The organism is Paenibacillus sp. FSL M8-0212 (genome assembly GCF_038004645.1).
Classification (GTDB): Bacteria; Bacillota; Bacilli; order Paenibacillales; family Paenibacillaceae; genus Paenibacillus.
In genome coordinates, this window is sequence record NZ_JBBORP010000001.1 from 4,443,743 (window position 1) to 4,462,295 (window position 18,553).

Consider the following 18,553-nt stretch of genomic DNA (forward strand, 5'->3'; position numbering starts at 1 on the left):
GGTAACCAAAAGTAAACCTGGGTATGGTCAGAAAGTGAGGAATACGAATGACGGTATATTGCAGATTCGGAACGGCCTTGGATATCCTCACGGGTAAATGGAAATCATTGATTCTTCTACGCCTGCTGAGCAACGGTACAATGCGGTTCAGCGAATTACAAAAAGCCATTCCAGATATTTCGAAAAAGATGCTGACCCAGCAGTTAAAAGAACTGGAGTATCACGATATTGTGCATCGGGAAGTATATGCCCAAATTCCGCCAAAGGTCGAATACTCGATTACGGAGTACGGACAGCTCATGAAACCTGTGCTCCAGACAATGAGCAACTGGCGAGCCGGCCATATGAAGCATATGGAGAAGCTGTACGGCGAAGAAGACGAAAAAGGAGCACATCCATCCGAACCTCGGAAAATCGATTCCTTGGGGGATAGGGTGACAAGGGAGAGTTAGTTTTGAATAAACAAAAAATTGTGATCATTGGTGCAGGGATTGTTGGGGCGTGTATGGCCTATCATCTAGCCAAACGAAATCAAGATGTAACTGTTATTGAACGGCACTCAGCCGCGGCGCGTGAAGTCACGGAAAAATCATTTGCCTGGATACATACGACGCATAGAGTGGCTCCTGAATACTGGCATTTGTACGATGCAGCTGTGGAAGAATATCACACACTTCAGCAAGAGTTGTCCGAACTGAAAATTCATTGGCATGGCGCGCTAACTTGGGACACTCCGCCTCTAAGGGAGCAACACTTTCAAAAATTAAACCGGGAGCAGCTTGAGGCATTGGAGCCCAATCTGAAGGAATATCCGGATGAAGCCATGTTTGTCAGCGAAGAAGGTGCGGTGGACCCTATAGCGGTAACGGAGCTGTTGTTGAGCAAAGCGCAAGAGTGCGGAGCAAAGATTCAGTTCGACACCAACGTTACACAGCTGAAGCAAGAGGGTTCCCGTCTGGTTGGTGTTCATACATCCAAGGGTTTTGTGGAGTCGGATGTTGTGGTCTTGGCGGCAGGAACAGGTACACCCGAACTTTGTAACCCGTTAGGTTGTCACGTGCCGGTAACTTCGTCACCTTCGATTCTGATTCGGATGAAAACTGCTAATAAACTGATACACACATTAATATCCAATGCGCAATTTGAAGCGCGTCAACTGACAGATTATACGCTGCTGGCTGCGGAAGATTATATCGACGAGTCGGAGGAAAACGGACCACAGGCGGTCGGTAAGCGAGCTTACGATACATTGCGTCACAGTCTCAAGCACGGAAATCAACTGGAACTGGAGAGCATAAAGGTTGGATGGAGACCCATGCCTGAAGACGGTTATCCGATTGTGGGCTTCCATGATCACATGAATGGACTTTATCTGACGCTAATGCATTCTGCAATTACGCTGGCGCCGCTGATTGCGAATCTGGCTGCAAGTGAAATTATTGATGGTAAATCAAGAAATGAATTAGACCCTTGTCGCCTCTCACGGTTCTAGGGTCACTACACAACGAAAAGGACATCGCTCAAGTGGCGATGTCCTTTTCGTTGTGTATGATTGTTGGAGTCTTCTACACTTCCCCAGTAGCCACCGGATTCTCCTCATAACTAAGTCGCTGGCGATTGGCCATTCCATGCTAGCCATTCATCTACCTGTGAATCTCGCTAGCAGACGTGGCACCTTGACTTTCAAGCCACGGGATCAGTTCAGCTGAAAAATTACGTTTTGCCGTGTCCAGTGGAGTCATTCCATCCCAGCTGGCTATCCAGTTCAGTTCGGCGCCTTGGTCAAGCAGGTACTCGGCTGTTTCTCTTTGACCTCCATGGCAAGCACACCAGAAGGCAACGGTTACTGCATCGGGAGGAGAAGGGGAGGTGCTTGTTCCCCAAGGATAACGTTCCGGGAGTTCGACTCCTTTAAAATGTTCTAGTATGGCGTGAATATCTCCAAGGGCGGCCGCATGCCAAAGGGAAAAGATCGCACCGCGCTCAACCAAGCGTCGTGCTGTATCCCATTGTGCGAAAGCAATAGCATCGTCCAGCGCTGTGCCACCGGCGATCACCGCGCCAGGCGCTTCCATGTCTGCACCAGCATCAAGAAGGGCATCGAGCACTTGAACATCATTGGAGCTTGCAGCCCAATGCAAAGGTGTCTCATTGTTTGGACCGACCAAAGGAGCGTTCACTTCCGCACCGAACTTGGTCAATACTCGCACGGTATCCGCTCCATGAGGGAAGTGCCCCGGCCAATCCGTCACCACGTGCAGCAGCGTTCGAGAGATACTGGAGTCTGCATCTACGTTGTCAGGCTTTCTTTCCAATATTCTTATCTTTGCCAATCCCGGATTCTCTGTCAGTTGCTGCTCTAACGTTGGAATATCTCCAGTGTGAATGGCTTGAATAACGCTCACTGCAAGTTTTTCATCTTCGTAAATAAATTCCATGCTCAAACCTCCTTTCAGGCTTATATCCATATTCATGTATATGGTTCTTATCACATAAGCATCTGAATTGCACATCTGGCATGATACTCCGCGAGACCCCTAGCGAATTGTTGATCGGGGAATTGTCTGTGAAGCAGTTTCAATCCTCCTGATATCAAGGACAAATGATGGCAAAATCGATAAAATGTCATCCGCTCCGGGTCGAGATCGTTATTTTTTAAGTAGTGATAAAAGTCTCCAAATCGAAATTCCAGAAAGCTATGCTCATATTCGAGATCGAAGAATCTTGCGCCCTCAATATCAATAAGGCATGGTTGCATAGCATGATCTATCCATATATGATCCGGACCTAACTCTCCATGAATGAAACTATAGAGATCTCTGGGTTGAATGGCTGCTTCCAATTCGTAAAGTTTCTCAAGCAGCCTTTCGTTATTTTTCCTGATATCTGTCATATGTTTGGATGCATAGGATAAGGCTGTTTCGGCATCCAAACGCTGAATTTTGTAACAAGGTCCAGCCTTTTTGCTGTTATCGTTGGCGTTTCCATAAACGTTTCTTTGGATGTTATGCATAGTAGACAACATATCCCCGATCCGTTGAAACAACTCATTCCGATCTTTGTGATTTTTATGCTGGAAATAGGCTTCGGCTTTCTGTCCATCCACATACTCAACAAGAGCAAAATCATAAGCGTGCCGGTCTCTATCGTTATTCAGATCATACAAAGTTGGTGTTCGAATTCCATGTTGAGCGAGAAAGCGAGTATTCAAAGTGAAAAGTTCGCTGCCATAGGAACTGTGGAAAGTGGGTTCATTCAAGATCTCTTCCTGAAAATAGTTGCTGGAAATATCCCAAATGTACAACATACAAGTGAAACCATTCGTGCAATCAATTTTGTAAATGACTTTTTGTGCGCCTCCATGAATTCTTGCGCTCTGCGTTATGTGGTAACCGGCACCAAATACATTGTACACATAATCCTGTAATTCTTCACGAGTAAGATGGTTGTTGGACATCATTGATGTATGCTCCGTTTCATCTGTATTTGCCGGCCAGCTACCTAAATATATAGAATATTTTCCTAAAAATATAGACTGTTTCTTTTCGATCTGTTAAAGTGTTGATTAAGGTCTGTATATTCATATGTATATTAAAGAAAGGGGTCGGGTACTCACGTTAGTGGGTGATCCGGCCCCTATTTTGCATGCAAGTTGACTCTCTATTGACTAATATATGACCAATGATTTTAAGGAGCTGGAAAGCCATCCTACATTTCAATGAACATCTTTTATTATGAAAAAGGCATCTATTAAAATAATGGATACTCGCCATATAACTATGCAAATGAAGGAGGGACTTCACTCCTATCGATTCCCCCTCGTTTCAAGCGTTAACGAATCTAGCACATCTTAAATGGTGGATTATGAAAGACTACAAGGTTTAACGAACCTCAGTAACGCTATTCCGTCATAAAACGGTGTTAACACCTTGAAAATGGACCGAACTGGCGAAATAACGTCTCTGGGATTCGTTAGAATTTAAACCTGTGCTAATGAGAGCAAATAGCGTGTGCTAGATTCATTAAAACAATATAACCCTAACTAAGGTCCGCATCGTTCGATGTGGGCCTCTATGTAGTCTGTAAAAAATGAAAAAGTACACCAACAAAAGATGAATCTAACTTGTCTTGGTGTTTTATTTATCGCTATTTGACCCGTATAATTGATTAAAATGCACTTCATTCGGAAGGAGACATCATTCTTTGAACTATTATTTTCTGGAATCTCAATATCCACGTAGAGGGTTTATTAGTGGCGGAACAACCTTCACTCCCCAATTAGATATGAATTATTTGGCGATAGAGAATCCGTTGCCCGAGGGAACAACGGCAGAGGTTGAGTTACTGCCTACGGTGCGGAACCTGAACGTGGATTATTTTGAGACGATCACAGGAACGAGACATGTATCAGATCGTTTTAAAACGCTGTTGGAGGAAACGAAAACAAATACACAGTTTATTCCGACAACGGTGTGTTACCACGACGGTCGTGCGGTTGAAAAAAACTATTGGACTGCACATCAGCTCGATCGTTTGGATGTTTTCGATTATGAACGTTCGGAATATGGGCGCAAAGCGGTCATTGCTGCATCTGTACAACAGCCTCCACGTAAGATCGTCAAAGTTGTATCTTCAATCTGCCTTCATGAAGAGCGAATTGGCGAGCATGAATTTTTTATGCTGGATTATATAAATATCTTCAAACCCATTGTTTCAAAAGATTTTTACGAATTATGCCGAAAACATAAGCTGAATCTGAACGTTACAGAGGTCGGAAATGTAAGCATCTAAAATGCTACATGGATATAATGGAAGCACACAGAAGCCCACGCAAAACGTGGGCTCTTTAGTCTTTATTTTTCCCCAGTAGCCACCGGACTTTCTTGTGTATTTTGCTTGGCGCGGGTCAGCTGACTTAGCTCCCTGATCTATGCATCAAGTTTTCCTTTAACGTATAATCCAATTGATATAGTCTTGTATCATTTCTTTGCTTCGTGTTCTATTTATCTTATCCGGCTCTAGATACAAATTGAGAGCCATCCCATTCATAAAGGCATACAGTTTTTCTTGTTCCTTCTCTTCATCGGTTGTACGCAGAAGACCTTCATTTTTCAAGTACATGATGCAGTTCTTGATTGCGTTATGCAGGTCCTCATAATTGGCGTCGAACCCTTTTTGCGTTTTTCCATAGCTTACAAATGCAAACCAAACCTCCATTTCCAATAATGTTTGTTCATCCGTCGGGACTAGTTCGAGCAAGTATTCAACAATTCTTTCTTGAGGCGCCAGTTCTCTTGCATTCAGATTTTTTATTCGAGTAAGTACCTTTTCCTTAACTAACTCCATTGCAAACGCTAATAGACTCTCTTGTTTTGAAAAGTAATGTCTTAAAGCGCCTTGTGATAATCCGGCCTCCTTCGCAATCGTTCTTGACGTTGCATGATGAATGCCTTTCTCACTAATGATTTTCCAAGTAGCTTCAGCGATAATATTCTTCATCTTCTCATGGTCCACGATTTTTGGCATACACACAGAATATCATATTATTTAACTCAACTGAAATAAATAGACGATGAAGAAGGGATGTGCTAGAATTTATTTAACTCAACTGAATTAAAAAAAGAATGGGGCAAACGCAACATGCCACTCAAAGGAGTGCAATTGGAATGAATCAGCAATTCAAAGTAATGCTTCCAGCATGGGGAAAGGCAATCGGCTTATTATGTATGATCATTATATTTGCTGCTGTATTGTGGTTAGTGTGGACCGGAAATTTGAATATAAGGTACACGGCTGATCATGAGGAAGTGATTCCAATATGGCATAGTATGTTACCGGCATTCCTTGGTATTTTTCTAATCCATATGATTCCTTATCAAAGTCATGATTCCTTAATTTTCCAACAAATGGAGAAACATCACTTGGTCGTTCAATCGATTGTATTATTGCTGTCAGGCGTTTTATTTACGGTTTCTCTGATAACGATAGACCAGCAAGGATTACATTTCCAGCTATATTATTTGGCGTTCAAGTTAACGACATTAATGTTCACTCCGTTGATTTTATTTCTGATTTATCGCAAAATGGCTGGCGGGCATCAAGACATTATCTCGGTAAAACCTCGCACTCGCAGACACGTCATCGTACCACTAATCGTTATTTTGGTCTGGGGTTATCTAAAGTTCTATTCTCCAATTGCACAACCAGAAGGAGAAATCGTAACAACCGATATGACAGAATTACTTCTCTTGGTGTTGATTGGTTTTATGATCAATAGCGTATTGGAGGAAGTTTTTTATCGGGTATGGCTGCAAACCCGATTGGAGACGTTGCTTGGAAGATGGCCCGCCATACTACTAGTTTCAATACTATGGTCCATTTGGCATGTCGCCATTCAAGGAAATGGTCATTGGGATATTGATGTGGCAACAGTAATTGCAAATCATGGGGTTACAGGTCTGTTTCTTGGTTATTTATGGGCCCGCTATCGTAAAATATGGGTGATTATCTTGATACATGGACTCATGAATGCTTCTCCTCATTTTCTTTTGCAGATCCTGTTTCATTGAGCGAGAAAGGATTGGGTTGGATCAGTCTTCCCATGCAACGATGCCTCTATCTCTCCCGTATTTCCGGGTGATGCTTAGTCACTGAAAATGCACCGCCCCAGGCATCAGCCTGCATGGCGGTGTATTTGTTTTTGAGATCCTGCAGACTTGTGATCCGTACCTACTCTTCCCCGATAGCCACCGGATTCTCCTCATAACTAATCCACTAACTCAAACTTCCGGAATACAGCTTCACATTTGAGTATCCCGCTTTTTCCAGTGCAATCACGTGCAGACAGGTGATTAAGCCTGAACCGGAGTGCAGTAGTATTCCTGCGGCGGGTTCAGAAACATGAAATACATACATAATTTCCATGCAACTTAATTTCGTTTGTTCAAATCTCTGAAGGAGAATCCTCAAGTTACTAGAACTATTTTAGTTTTACACGCCTTTCGTATGATAAGTATAATGACATATTTTTTGTTTTTATAAGTTTTTTCTTTATTTTCAGCTATTTAATGTTACTTTTATTGACAAAAAAATATTGTTGTAAATGTATTTATATGTTAGTGTGTATTTGTGTTAGAAAATATTACATAGTATAGAGGGGGAGCGTAATGTTTATTAACCGAACGATTAGGAAATTTGGGGTTTCAGTAGGGATTATAAGTATGCTTACATTTGCTCTACCTTCAGTGGGCTTTAGTATGCCACTGCAACCAACAACCATCGATAAGGTAGAAGGTGATTATTATGTAACGTCTGCGATTGAGAACATTCGCTGGGGGTCACTGCCTAATCGAGATAGCTCTCCGATTCTTACTGTACCATCAGGAAGTGCTGTAACATTTGATACGGTATCGCATGAGGGACTGATAGAGGATCAGGGGAGAAATCCAGTGGAGTACTTCGGCAAATTCGGGATATCCCCCGATGGAGTGTTGGATGACGCGAAGGCAATTGCGGCTTCTGAGATTAAGCATGATTATGTAAAAGACGGACCTCATATTATCACTGGGCCAGTAGCGGTTGAGGGAGCAGAGCCAGGAGATGTTCTTAAAGTAGAAGTCCTTTCGTTGCAAACTCGAGTTCCATATGGTGTCATTTCTAACCGCCATGGGAAAGGGGCCCTTCCTAACGAATTTCCAGAAAATACAGGCCCACAAGAGGGAGCTAGCGCAACAAAACCGGAATTATATAATAATGTATCTATATTTACGCCTATTGAAGAGATCAACGGTAATTGGTATGGGGTATTACCAACAAAAGCTGGCAAAAATGTACGTTTCCCAATTAACCCGTTTCTAGGTGTTATGGGGGTTGCACCAAATACCAGCGAGGTTGTGAGTTCGATCCCACCTATTGAAACAGGAGGGAATATGGATATTAATGAGTTGGGTGTTGGTGCAACTATTTATTATCCGATTCAAGTTAAAGGCGGGCTATTCTATACTGGAGATCCGCACTTTGCTCAAGGAGATGGAGAAGTAGCGTTAACTGCATTGGAAGCTTCCTTAAGGGGGACAGTTCGGTTAACGGTGTTAAAGAAAGGTGATCCATCACTACCACACAGTGGAGAATTCACGCAACCCTTTGCTGAAACAGAGGATTATTGGATTCCAATTGGACTGGACCCTGATTTGGATGAAGCCATGAAAGAATCAGTACGTGAATCGATTCAATTCTTATCCGATAAGCTTGATATGGATAGAAGTGTAGCTTATGCGTACCTATCAGCCGCAACGGATTATGAAGTATCTCAGGTCGTAGATCGAACGAAAGGGGTTCATGGACTCATTCGAAAGACCGATTTTCTTGAATATGTTGACGTTGCAATGAATGTAGGGGGTACGACAATCAAACCGGTTGTTCATAACGATGAGTTCTACGTACCGATTCGAACCATTTCCGAGCTATTGGGCGGTACAGTAGTATGGGATCATAAGACGCGTACAACGCAAATCAAATTAGGCACGAAAAATATAAGTGCTCAAATTGGTTCAGATGTGTATTCAATTAACGATAAACTAGTGTTCAATAGTAACGTACCAAAGCTTTTAAAAGGCGAAACCGTAGTTCCGGTTTCTGTTATTAATGAAATACTAGGTGCTTATGTAAACTGGACGACGATCGACAAGACGTTAACAGCTAATGTATCGTTAAGTAAAAAGCAATAATAGATTTCATTATTCAACCGTGGTGGACAGATGTCCATCACGGTTTTTTTTGTTTTTTTGTTATCATGAATCAAAAAAAGCTGCCACTTTATGTCTGCATCGTACAGAAAGGCGCTTGCTGGAAACGAATAAGGAGAGTGTCTTTAATTCGAACAGGATATTTTCTCAAAGGGCCAAACGAAGTTTATAGCCGAGTTTATTAGGTTATGACCAGAAACCCGCGAAAAACGCGGGCTTTTGTTATATCTAAATATGTTATACGGTTAGCAATTCAATATCAGTCCGGTTTCACGGTAGTTATAGGCTGCTTAGTTTTCGATGATAATTCTGTCCAACTTGAGATTAACCGGATGTGCCAACGTATCTCCAACTGGGCACTTGCTCTCCAGGAATTGTACAAATGCTTCAACCTGCTCTTGGGGAGAATCTGTTTTGATACGGAATGTGTACCGAATATCGGAATAGCCTGGACGCACCTCTGATTTGTCGAAAAAGCCATCCAGGTCAATATCGCCTTCTACATCCACAAAAAAATCCTTGAGATTCACCCCGAATTTAGGCGCATATACCCTAGCTACGATCGACTGACATGCTCCCAGCGAGGCGAGTAAAGCTTCCACCGGATTCATGCCGGTATCGGTTCCACCCAAGTTTTTGGGCTCGTCGATAATAAACTCGAAGTTTCGAGATGTTACTTTCACTTGAACTCCGTTTTGCAGATGAGCAGATGCTTTAAACGTTTGGAGGGCAGCCATTTTGTAGTCTCCTTTAGTGGGTTTATTGATACTGATTTTATTCATAGTTTTCCGCTAAGATTATATTAGATTGGATAACTTGCGCTGTCAATCCTCGATTTCCCAATATTTTGATCTCGGGAACAGCGCAAAGAAGCATATGCTGGTCTCTAAAGTTGCTTAGGCGGGCTGCTTATTACATTTAGAAGCGGGTGATTACCAAAAAACCACCCCTGTCCCGCAAAATTGAGGGAGAGAGGTGGCTGGATGAACAATATTTAATTCCTTAGATTAATGATTTTTAATACTGCGTAAAATTGATGGTTTTGAATTCAGCGTATCAATGGTACAGCTTCAATTCAGCAATAGACCACCACCACTCAGTATTGTCCGTAGTCAAAGCAATTTTGACATATCGTGCCTTCTGGTTGATAAATGTCGCTGAGATTAAAGAATCTGTTCCCACAGCTTCTGAAACCGGATTCCAATGCTCGCCATCCGTTGAAGTGACGATTGTAAAACTGCGGGCATAGTCATTGGTACTGCTGCCTGAGTCCATAGTTAATCGGCTGAAATTCTGGATGCTTCCCAGATCGATCTGAATCCACTGGTCTGCTTGTTGTCCGGATGCAGAGGTCCAGCGTGAGTTCAGATCATCATCCAGCAGTGCACCAACGTCTTCAGACGTGGAGGCTGTAGCTGTCCAAGAAGTCCGATCCAGTTCGGTAGGCAGCAGATCATCCTGTTCCCCGGGTGCCCATGGTGTCTGATCGGCAGTATAAACTGCGATTTCAGCTACAGACCACCAGTGAGAATCCGTTCCGGTCTGAACGATTTTGATATAGCGGGCCTCATGAGCAGAGAATGCAATGAAGAGCAAGGCATTTTTCCCTTCACCCATAGCCACAGCTTTACCCCAATCCATGCCATCCAGAGAAGTGTATACTTCATAACCGCGAGCATAATCCTCACTGTTGTGCGCACTATCCAGTACAATCCGGTTCACTGTCTCTGAATTGCCCAGATCCAGCTGAAGCCACTCACCGCCTGTTTGTGCCTGACCGGAAGTCCAGCGTTTTTGGTTCGAGCCATCCAGTATCGCCGTTGCAGCTTCCTCATCGGAAGACGCTGTGACGGACCATGCATCTGAAAGCAGACGTTTTTGTTTTCCTGTTCCATAGTGATTAACAAATAGCTCGGAGACCGACCACCATTGATCGGATTCACCCATCTGCATGATCTTCACATAACGAGCCTGCTGCTCAGGGAAGGTGATGGAGAGACGTCCTGACACGCCTTCGCCTCCAGCAATAGAGGTTCCCCAGTTTTGCCCGTCATCGGAAACGAAAATGCGATATTGCCGCGGATAGTCATCCTTCGCGTTCCCCGGGTCCAGCTCTACTGCGTCAAAAGCACTCGTTTCCCCAAGATCAATCGTAATCCACTGTCCGCTCGTTTGCTTTCGCCCGTTCGTCCATAATGTGTCTTTATTTCCATCAAGCATGTGAGCCGTGACATCCGTTCCTTGCGTGGAGGAAGCGGTCACGATCCAGTTTGAGCGATCGGACGACGGAGCTGGATTTGGATACTCAGGGGTCTGAGGCAATTTTCCAAATCGGGCGAGCTTGAGTTCCGAGATGGACCACCAACTGTCTGCGGGAGCAGTCAATACAATTTTGATATAACGTGCGGTCTGCATTCCCAAATCGACGGACAGGCTTGGAGAAGAGCCTGTTCCCTGTGCAATTGGCTTGCTCCAGTTTTCATCGTCCTTCGAAACGTAAACTTCATACCCGTGGGCATAATCACCTCCGCTGTTGCCGGAGTTCATGAAAAGTGTGTCCATCATCTGCTCGTTGCCCAGATCAATATGGAGCCAGTCTCCAGGCTGTTGCGTTTGTCCAGATGACCAGCGGGTAGTCAAATCTCCGTCAATCATGCGTTCGACTGCTTCCGAACTGGAAGAGGCCGTAATCGTCCATTCACTGCGATCCAGATAGGTGACGCCTTGTGAAGCATCTGGCTGCTTGACTACTGTATGCTCCAATGGATTGACTTTCACTTGAGCTTTCGCATAGACGGTAGCTGAACCCAAAGCTCCGCTTGCATTATAAAAACGAACCGTTTTGGCGGTATCTGACGGATTCCAGATTTGCGCCGTGTAGACACCGTCCTTTTTGTATACGGTTGCTGCGGGAGAATCTGCCCAAATATCCATGGTACGTGTTCCTGTGGATGCCATGCTATGCATGAACCAGTAGGCGTTAAAGACTTCGTTTTGCTGCATCTCTTTTGTATCCCACTTTGCAAGAGCAGTCTCCGGGTCCCCGATGGATTGGAATGGCCAGATGATGTGCTGCCATGTTTGCTCCTGCTGACCACCAAGATCCTTGATCAGACCGTTGTATAGTGCGGCGGTATTCTTCGGATCACGACCATAATAGGTCATCCACTCTGCGGGCGGCAACCAGTGAATGCCATAAATATGCTCGGCCTCGTTGGAGAAGTACGTGCCATACAGGTAAGCACTGCCGTATACATGCCCTACGGTAGCGTGTTTGTATCCTTCCAGCCAGTTGTCCCCATCGTAGTTGAACCAATATTGCTCAGCCGCTTTTTCCTCTGTGACGAAGCCCCAGATGCCCGCATCGCGATAGGCTTTGTTCCCCGTTACTTCGCCCCACATATATTGTCCGACCCAACTGAACAGAGCTTCACCTGCAGCTTCCTGATTGTTTCCGCTGCGATTGTCGGCATAACCGCCCGCCCAGGAATGACCTGAATAAGGATCAAAATTACGCATCCATGGGAATTGATCGTCTGTGTGTGAAGGATTGGCATAATCCCGGATCAACAGTTCAACCATATCGCCATAATCCTGTACAAAAGCTGGATCATACATAGCCAGCACCGCAGATGCAAAGACGTAATAGCCATACGTAAAATGATGATCCGTCAGTCCGGTATTGACCCCGAACCCGCTTCCATAAGGGAAGATCGTTCCCCATTGCTCCGAGTAATAGAAATAATAGGAGTGCAGACGTTCATCCGGTGAATAGGTGTACCAGTCGGTCAAAATGCTTCTTAACAGGGACAGGTAGTGGTCCCGACGTTCCTGATCTCCAAGCTGATCGCTAATGAGCACACCTAGTGCAAGCGGATGAAGCTTTTTCCCCTGCCAGTAGGGATCTTCGCTCATTAAATTGCCTGACGTATCTGCATCAAGCTGATCCAGATAACTGATTAATTGCGCGCGTGAGTATGTCGGATCATCCGGCTCCACAAATTGCGGAATAATTCCGTAGAAACGATCCTGTGTCGTAAAGCTGTTGCCTTCGCTCACTATCATCATTCCACGAATAGAAGGATAAGCGAGCTCCGTGAGTGGAGTTGTTGCAAGTTTCCACTGGTGCGGGAACAAAGCCATTAATGTGTCGGCGGAAAAGTTGGCACGCTTCGTTTGTGTAACGGAGTTAAAGGTCGTTGTAACTTGTGAAGTGCTCTCGTTATAGTCGTAATCGACCTTCGTATCCGTTACAAAAGCATAGGCGTGTTGGTAATAGTATGCTAATTCTGATGCAGATGGCAGGGTAGCGAGCGACAAATAATTTTCGCTTGATCCCAGCTTAATCTTAAGTGTATTGCCCAGCTTTATAAATGTGGTTCCTTCAGGTGCATAAAGACCGTAGTTTCTTGTAAAAGTTTGCGGCGAAGGCGCTCTGTCCTGATTGGTGACTTCTACACCGATATGATCTCCTGTCCATGATTCCCCATCCTGCAACACAATCTCACGGTTTTGATCATCAAAGAGACGTGTAATGTTCGGTGAACGAATCAGGATGGTGTCCGGGTTCTCAAACGTGTTGTACAGGAAAGGGGAGCCTTTTACAAAGGTTGTATTGACCTTTGCCGTGTCATCATCACTCATGATGATGTTAGCGGAGTAATCCCCGTATCCTGCGATCTTGGTATTGACCTTGGCTGGGTTCATATCACTTGTTGTCAGGATGAGGTCTGCTTCACCGTCTGCATCCATCGAGTTGCCATCAGCAGAAACGTATCCAGCACCAGGATTCAAAATATGAAGCCCCTGTTTGGTGTATCGATTTTTGAATGGGAGCGTGACCAGACTGTTTCCATCTCCTAAATCCGAGACGAGAATCGATTGCCACCAGTCATTGGATGGAATCGGGGCGGTGATGTCAGCTGTGCGATTTTTAGGGTTTTTCGGCTGCAGCATCGTGATGTCATTAATGGCATAACTGCCAGCTCCGACTTGTACCGAGCTCATCTCCGGGATAGACGGAATGGTGTAGACCGGTTTTTCATCTCCTTGAATATACTCATATACATCAAAGGCATAGAGTGAATAACCGTTGGTTGTACCTCGGCCATGACCTGCGAGCTTGACATATCTGGCTTCTGAATATACAGGAATTTCATCCCGTCCTCCATTGCTGTGTAACTCCCGGTACAGCGTAGTCCATTGCTTTGCGTCGTCGGATACCTGAATGTCGTAAGCACGTCCAAACGCATTTTCCCATTGCAGAGAAATTTCTCCGATTTCCTGACGTTGACCAAGGTCCACAACAATCCATTCCTGATCCTTGTATATGGAAGACCAGCGTGTACCTGGATCACCATCTGTCACATTGCGCGCTTCATAATCGCGCTTCTCCATCTTGGCCTTGTCTTCGGCGGAGCGGCTAGGTTCGTCAATCTCTTCCGACGACGCTATAACCGATTTACCAAGAGCAAGGTTGGCGGCAGTTGGTTTTGGAGGTGGGTTTGCTCCACCCGTTCCATACACATCGAACGCGTACAGAGAAATACCATAGGCTTGCTGCGCCCGTTCATGACTGAACAAACGCACATATCGTGCATTGACGGAAACCTCCACTTCTGTCAGACCGCCCTGACCCTTCGTTGTGGAGTACACTTGCTTCCAGTTGACTTCGTCATCCGACACTTCAAGGTCGAAGGTGGAAGCATAGGCATTTTCCCACTCAATCGAGATGTTGGAGATGGAAGCAACTGCACCCAGATCAACATAGATCCACTGAGGATCCTGTTGCCACACACTTTCCCACCGGGTATTTTTGTTGCCATCCACGGCATGATCGGCTGTATTCCCACCAAGAGATGAGGAGCTATACACCGGTCTGTTCAGGGATAAGAGATATGACCCTTCTGCAGCAGCGTTTGCTGCCTTGCTAGGCCATAGCGGCAAGCTGCTGACCAACAATAGCATGGATAACAGCAAGTTCACGCAGATGCTGCGTGTGTTTCGTTTGTGACTCGTTCGTCCCTTCATATCTTCTACTCCTTTGTTAGTTCCTGCCTTTCAACCAGACAGAACTTTCTCTGTTTCCTAACCACCTGTTATATGTATTGTTCTGTTCTCCCGTGCCACATTTCTGAGGTAGATTTCAGGATGCATACATGGGATATGCGGATGTTCATTTGTTGTATATCGAAAATTTTGTGTGGATTATAAAGATTTTTTAATCGTTTTCGTAGAAAAGGAGACATATGTCCTACATGAGGTAAGCGTGGTGTGCAACTATGAAATGCTGAATTGGGATTACGGTCCGATAGCAATAAAATGTTTTCTTTTCGTGTTATAGGAAAAAACATCACAGGAATCAACTTGCGAAGAATTTTACTCGATTTTTGGGGGAGAAACGCGACCTAATGATTTTATAAATTACGTGTAATAATGTAATGTCGATATGAGGGAGTGTGAAAAATGGATATTCAAAAAGCTACGGAAGAAAAGCTTGAACGTAAAATGCAAATGGGAGTTCTGATTGATGAAACTATGCTTGAAGGTCTTATACAAAAAAATGTCGTTTCAGTTCCTATTTCAGATGATGTTATGAATATTATAGATGATTTAATGACAAGTGGACATGTAAACAGCCGATCTGAAGGAGCTTCATACTTAATAATGTTGGGAGTCAAAAGTCATCTAGCTAATGATATACAGCTTTAATTTCGTATATCCGGCTTCTCCAGCCCGTTATGAAAATGGGCTGGAAAAGCCGAAGTCAATTCAGCCAGGTTCTTCGCTTCTTCCTCAAATTGCAACTAACATAACTACAAAAGATATTAATATCTTGGTACCTTTTGCTGAAGATTAAATTGCAGTACGAGTGCAGCCAGAGCAAATGTGGCGATATTGAAGTATAAAGCGATATTCCTCAGCAAGCCAAACAAGGCTCGACGATTCAAGTAGCTCCGTATATTGAATAAAAATTAGTCTTCTTCCCCCGTCGCCACCGGATTCTCCTCATAACTAATCCAGTCGCTCCAGCTCCCGGAATACAGCTTCACATTCGTATATCCCGCTTCTTCCAGTGCAATCACGTTCGGGCAAGCCGACACGCCTGATCCGCAGTACACGATAATCGCACCATCCTTGTCCAGCTTACTGAAACGCTCTTCTAACACCCCAGTATCTGTCCAACGTCCATCCCAATCCAACACATCTTTCCAAAAATAATTCACCGCACCCGGAATATGTCCGGCCTTTGCATCAATGGGTTCCTCTAGACCCGCATAGCGGCGAGCATCGCGAGAGTCGATTAACACGGAGCTGCCACTTGCCGAGGCTTGTTGAACATCTTCAACACTTCCCAGCATGGCTGGCTGTACGTTCACCTCAAAAGATGCCGGGATCTGAACCGGCACATCCGTGGTCACCGGGAACTTGGCATTTTGCCAAGCAGAAAACCCTTCGTCCATGATATACACCTGTTCATGACCGATGTAGCGAAGCAACCACCACAATCTTGAGGCATTCATGCCGCCCTGGTCATCGTATGCAATAATGAGTGCATTGGAGCAATTTAGCTTTGGAGAGACGCCTTGCGAGCACAGCCGGATCAGGAAGTGGGTGACGTCCTCCGTGCGCAAATCCCATGGGTTACAAGTTCCCTTCCCAGCGGTCAAACGAAGGGGTATTGGAGGAATCGATCATCAGAACACCCATGCCTGCACCAAAGTTGGCCATATACAGGAAAAAACTTTTCTCTGCCAGCAATAATTTATATTGAATTTTGAAAGTGAAATCAGAATCGATAGGGAATGATTGTGTTATATGTAAATACAATTTACAATAATGACTGTAGAAAAATACATATTTTAAGGAGAGTTAGATGAGAAAAAAGTATATAATAGCGTTGTTAAGTGTGATTATGTTGTTTGGAGTAGTACCTGCATATGGGACAGGAGCTTCTGAAGATTCTCTAGTTTGGGATAGTGAAAATGAGTTTAGCAGATTCTTTGGAATTAACGTTACGACATTCACAGATAACCAAAGCACAACAAAGTCTATTTATCCTAAGTATGTTCGAGATTCACAAATGGCTGGAGAGTGGATATATTTCTTGGTATCGGACGGGACAGATGAGTGGTTTTTTCAGATCGCTAAAATTAAAAAAGATGGTTCAGCGTTTACTTATATAAGCCAAGATCCAGATTTTTCAAGTATTGATGTTGTAGGAGATACGATTTACTTTTTGAAAAGGAGAAAAGGCGACGAGGATTTTCAAACCCCTTTGTCTTTTGGTTCAATGAGAACAGATGGCACAAAGGAAAAGATTGTTATGTCTAAACCTCCTTTTAACGATATGGGAATTGATAGATTTATCACGATTAATAAAGGGTATATATACTATAAAAACTATGATAATGACAAATTGTATCGTATGAAGAAAGATGGTACAGGAGCTAAGGTCATATCCTCAAAAGGTGTTTCGGCATACGAATTTTATGGTGATGTTTTGTTTTTTTCGGAGGTGGTGGAAGGACGCTATAATGACAGTTATATAGGTGTCTTTGTAAATCCGAACGGAACTAGAAAGACAACATTTGTCTCGAAGGAGTATACTCTTGACCCAGTAGCATATGTCGATAATAAGTTCTATTATACAACTTTTAAGGCCGAAGACGACGTAGGCAATTTTAAGACAGATATACATGTTTATAGTCGCTATACTGGTAAAACGAACAAGTTGCTTTCTTTGGATACTAATGATCAGTTTTTGGGGAAAGTAGAGGGTGGTTTTGCAGTCCTATCTTTTAAGAAAGATACCGTGTATAAGGTTGGATTTGATGGGAAAGTGAAAAAATAATAATTAGCCCTGATCCATGAAAAAACAGATAGACTATTGAAGAAGAGATTTTAGACATTAGTGAAAGCCCACGGTGAGCGTGGGCTTTTTGTACTTTCCTACAATTATTTTATTTTTCCCCCGTCGCCACCGGATTCTCCTCATAACTAATCCAGTCGCTCCAGCTCCCGGAATACAGCTTCACATTCGTATATCCCGCTTCTTCCAGTGCAATCACGTTTGGGCAAGCCGACACGCCTGATCCGCAGTACACGATAATTGCACCATCCTTGTCCAGCTTACTGAAACGCTCTTCTAACACCTCAGTACCTGTCCAACGTCCATCCCAATCCAACACATCTTTCCAAAAATAATTCACCGCACCCGGAATATGTCCGGCCTTGGCATCAATCGGCTCCTCCAGACCCGCATAGCGGCGAGCATCGCGAGAGTCGATTAACACGGAGCTGCCACTTGCCGAGGCTTGTTGAACATCTTCAACACTTGCCAGCATGGCTGGCTGTACGTTCGCCTCAAAAGATGCCGGGATCTGAACTGGCACATCCGTGGTCACAGGGAATTTGGCGTTTTTCCAAGCGGAGAAACCTTCGTCCATGATATATACCTGTTCATGACCGATGTAGCGCAGCAGCCACCAAAGACGAGATGCATTCATCCCGCCTTGATCGTCATAAGCAACAATACGACTATTGGAGCCGATGCCAGCTTTGGAGAGACGACTTGCGAGAACAGCCGGATCAGGAAGCGGGTGACGTCCTCCGTGCGCAGACACAGGAGAAGACAGATCTTTTTCCAAATCGAGATAGACAGCTCCTGGAATATGTCCAGCTTCATAGGCTTGTCTTCCAGCCTCCGGCTGACCGAGCAAGAATCGGCAATCTGCAATGACCACATCCGGTTCATACATTCTGGCGAGCAGCCAGCGCATGGATACAATATTTTTCATTAAAATACA

The 18,553-nt window shown here is 44.3% G+C and carries 14 protein-coding genes and 1 pseudogene; 7 read left to right on the top strand and 8 right to left on the bottom strand.

Features of this window, described 5'->3' with window-relative positions; genetic code table 11:
* The first annotated feature begins 47 nt into the window (after window positions 1-47).
* Together MKX68_RS19605 and MKX68_RS19610 are read left to right on the top strand one after the other, a co-directional pair.
* Window positions 48-452, top strand: coding sequence for a winged helix-turn-helix transcriptional regulator (locus tag MKX68_RS19605; RefSeq protein ID WP_340913820.1), 405 nt, complete (start codon window positions 48-50; stop codon window positions 450-452).
* Window positions 453-454: 2 nt separating this feature from the next.
* The gene (locus MKX68_RS19610; protein WP_340913821.1) at window positions 455-1,492 is read left to right on the top strand and encodes an NAD(P)/FAD-dependent oxidoreductase; all 1,038 of its coding nucleotides are present in this window, start codon (window positions 455-457) and stop codon (window positions 1,490-1,492) included.
* A 151-nt stretch (window positions 1,493-1,643) separates the two neighbouring features.
* On the opposite strand, the gene MKX68_RS19615 is transcribed toward MKX68_RS19610, so the two are convergent.
* Both MKX68_RS19615 and MKX68_RS19620 read right to left on the bottom strand, forming a co-directional pair.
* Entirely contained in the window at window positions 1,644-2,405 is a 762-nt protein-coding gene (locus MKX68_RS19615; protein ID WP_340913823.1) for an ankyrin repeat domain-containing protein, read from the bottom strand.
* Between the two features lie 83 nt (window positions 2,406-2,488).
* On the bottom strand, window positions 2,489-3,460 hold the full coding sequence (locus MKX68_RS19620) for a phosphotransferase (RefSeq protein ID WP_340913825.1): 972 nt from the start codon (window positions 3,458-3,460) through the stop codon (window positions 2,489-2,491).
* A 743-nt stretch (window positions 3,461-4,203) separates the two neighbouring features.
* Between MKX68_RS19620 and MKX68_RS19625 the strand changes: the two genes are divergently transcribed.
* Window positions 4,204-4,791: an imm11 family protein gene (locus MKX68_RS19625; RefSeq protein WP_340913826.1), complete on the top strand. Its 588-nt coding sequence runs from the start codon at window positions 4,204-4,206 to the stop codon at window positions 4,789-4,791.
* A gap of 156 nt (window positions 4,792-4,947) precedes the next feature.
* Here MKX68_RS19625 and MKX68_RS19630 read toward each other — a convergent pair whose 3' ends face one another.
* The gene (locus MKX68_RS19630; RefSeq protein WP_338588087.1) at window positions 4,948-5,526 is read right to left on the bottom strand and encodes a TetR/AcrR family transcriptional regulator; all 579 of its coding nucleotides are present in this window, start codon (window positions 5,524-5,526) and stop codon (window positions 4,948-4,950) included.
* A 140-nt stretch (window positions 5,527-5,666) separates the two neighbouring features.
* Here MKX68_RS19630 and MKX68_RS19635 point away from each other — a divergent pair, with 140 nt between their 5' ends.
* Both MKX68_RS19635 and MKX68_RS19640 read left to right on the top strand, forming a co-directional pair.
* Window positions 5,667-6,569 carry a CPBP family intramembrane glutamic endopeptidase gene (locus MKX68_RS19635; RefSeq protein ID WP_340913827.1) on the top strand — a complete coding sequence of 301 codons (903 nt, stop codon included), beginning with the start codon at window positions 5,667-5,669 and terminating at the stop codon, window positions 6,567-6,569.
* 597 nt (window positions 6,570-7,166) lie between these two features.
* Window positions 7,167-8,726: an acetamidase/formamidase family protein gene (locus MKX68_RS19640; protein WP_340913828.1), complete on the top strand. Its 1,560-nt coding sequence runs from the start codon at window positions 7,167-7,169 to the stop codon at window positions 8,724-8,726.
* A gap of 308 nt (window positions 8,727-9,034) precedes the next feature.
* Here MKX68_RS19640 and MKX68_RS19645 read toward each other — a convergent pair whose 3' ends face one another.
* The gene (locus MKX68_RS19645) at window positions 9,035-9,481 is read right to left on the bottom strand and encodes an OsmC family protein (RefSeq protein WP_076332250.1); all 447 of its coding nucleotides are present in this window, start codon (window positions 9,479-9,481) and stop codon (window positions 9,035-9,037) included.
* 319 nt (window positions 9,482-9,800) lie between these two features.
* Window positions 9,801-14,774, bottom strand: coding sequence for a discoidin domain-containing protein (locus MKX68_RS19650; RefSeq protein WP_340913830.1), 4,974 nt, complete (start codon window positions 14,772-14,774; stop codon window positions 9,801-9,803).
* Window positions 14,775-15,209: 435 nt separating this feature from the next.
* Between MKX68_RS19650 and MKX68_RS19655 the strand changes: the two genes are divergently transcribed.
* Window positions 15,210-15,455, top strand: a complete 246-nt coding sequence (locus tag MKX68_RS19655) for a hypothetical protein (RefSeq protein ID WP_340913832.1) — start codon at window positions 15,210-15,212, stop codon at window positions 15,453-15,455.
* Between the two features lie 116 nt (window positions 15,456-15,571).
* On the opposite strand, the gene MKX68_RS19660 is transcribed toward MKX68_RS19655, so the two are convergent.
* Both MKX68_RS19660 and MKX68_RS19665 read right to left on the bottom strand, forming a co-directional pair.
* Complete coding sequence (locus MKX68_RS19660) at window positions 15,572-15,694, bottom strand: hypothetical protein (protein ID WP_340913834.1); 123 nt, start codon at window positions 15,692-15,694, stop codon at window positions 15,572-15,574.
* A 24-nt stretch (window positions 15,695-15,718) separates the two neighbouring features.
* Window positions 15,719-16,388 (bottom strand): annotated as a pseudogene (locus tag MKX68_RS19665) (sulfurtransferase); the annotation flags it as partial.
* Window positions 16,389-16,620: 232 nt separating this feature from the next.
* On the opposite strand from MKX68_RS19665, the gene MKX68_RS19670 reads away from it, so the two are divergent.
* Window positions 16,621-17,598, top strand: coding sequence for a DUF5050 domain-containing protein (locus tag MKX68_RS19670; protein ID WP_340913836.1), 978 nt, complete (start codon window positions 16,621-16,623; stop codon window positions 17,596-17,598).
* A gap of 109 nt (window positions 17,599-17,707) precedes the next feature.
* Here the strand turns inward: MKX68_RS19670 and MKX68_RS19675 are convergent, their stop codons facing one another.
* The gene (locus tag MKX68_RS19675) at window positions 17,708-18,544 is read right to left on the bottom strand and encodes a sulfurtransferase (protein ID WP_340913838.1); all 837 of its coding nucleotides are present in this window, start codon (window positions 18,542-18,544) and stop codon (window positions 17,708-17,710) included.
* Between the last annotated feature and the right edge of the window lie 9 nt (window positions 18,545-18,553).

Bases quoted from the DNA above. Each gene is read 5' to 3' on its own strand.
- MKX68_RS19605 (WP_340913820.1), top strand. From the start codon at position 48: ATGACGGTATATTGCAGATTCGGAACGGCCTTGGATATCCTCACGGGT.
- MKX68_RS19635 (WP_340913827.1), top strand. From the start codon at position 5,667: ATGAATCAGCAATTCAAAGTAATGCTTCCAGCATGGGGAAAGGCAATC.
- MKX68_RS19620 (WP_340913825.1), bottom strand. From the start codon at position 3,460: ATGATGTCCAACAACCATCTTACTCGTGAAGAATTACAGGATTATGTG.
- MKX68_RS19675 (WP_340913838.1), bottom strand. From the start codon at position 18,544: ATGAAAAATATTGTATCCATGCGCTGGCTGCTCGCCAGAATGTATGAA.
- MKX68_RS19640 (WP_340913828.1), top strand. From the start codon at position 7,167: ATGTTTATTAACCGAACGATTAGGAAATTTGGGGTTTCAGTAGGGATT.
- MKX68_RS19670 (WP_340913836.1), top strand. From the start codon at position 16,621: ATGAGAAAAAAGTATATAATAGCGTTGTTAAGTGTGATTATGTTGTTT.
- MKX68_RS19645 (WP_076332250.1), bottom strand. From the start codon at position 9,481: ATGGCTGCCCTCCAAACGTTTAAAGCATCTGCTCATCTGCAAAACGGA.
- MKX68_RS19655 (WP_340913832.1), top strand. From the start codon at position 15,210: ATGGATATTCAAAAAGCTACGGAAGAAAAGCTTGAACGTAAAATGCAA.
- MKX68_RS19630 (WP_338588087.1), bottom strand. From the start codon at position 5,526: ATGCCAAAAATCGTGGACCATGAGAAGATGAAGAATATTATCGCTGAA.
- MKX68_RS19650 (WP_340913830.1), bottom strand. From the start codon at position 14,774: ATGAAGGGACGAACGAGTCACAAACGAAACACACGCAGCATCTGCGTG.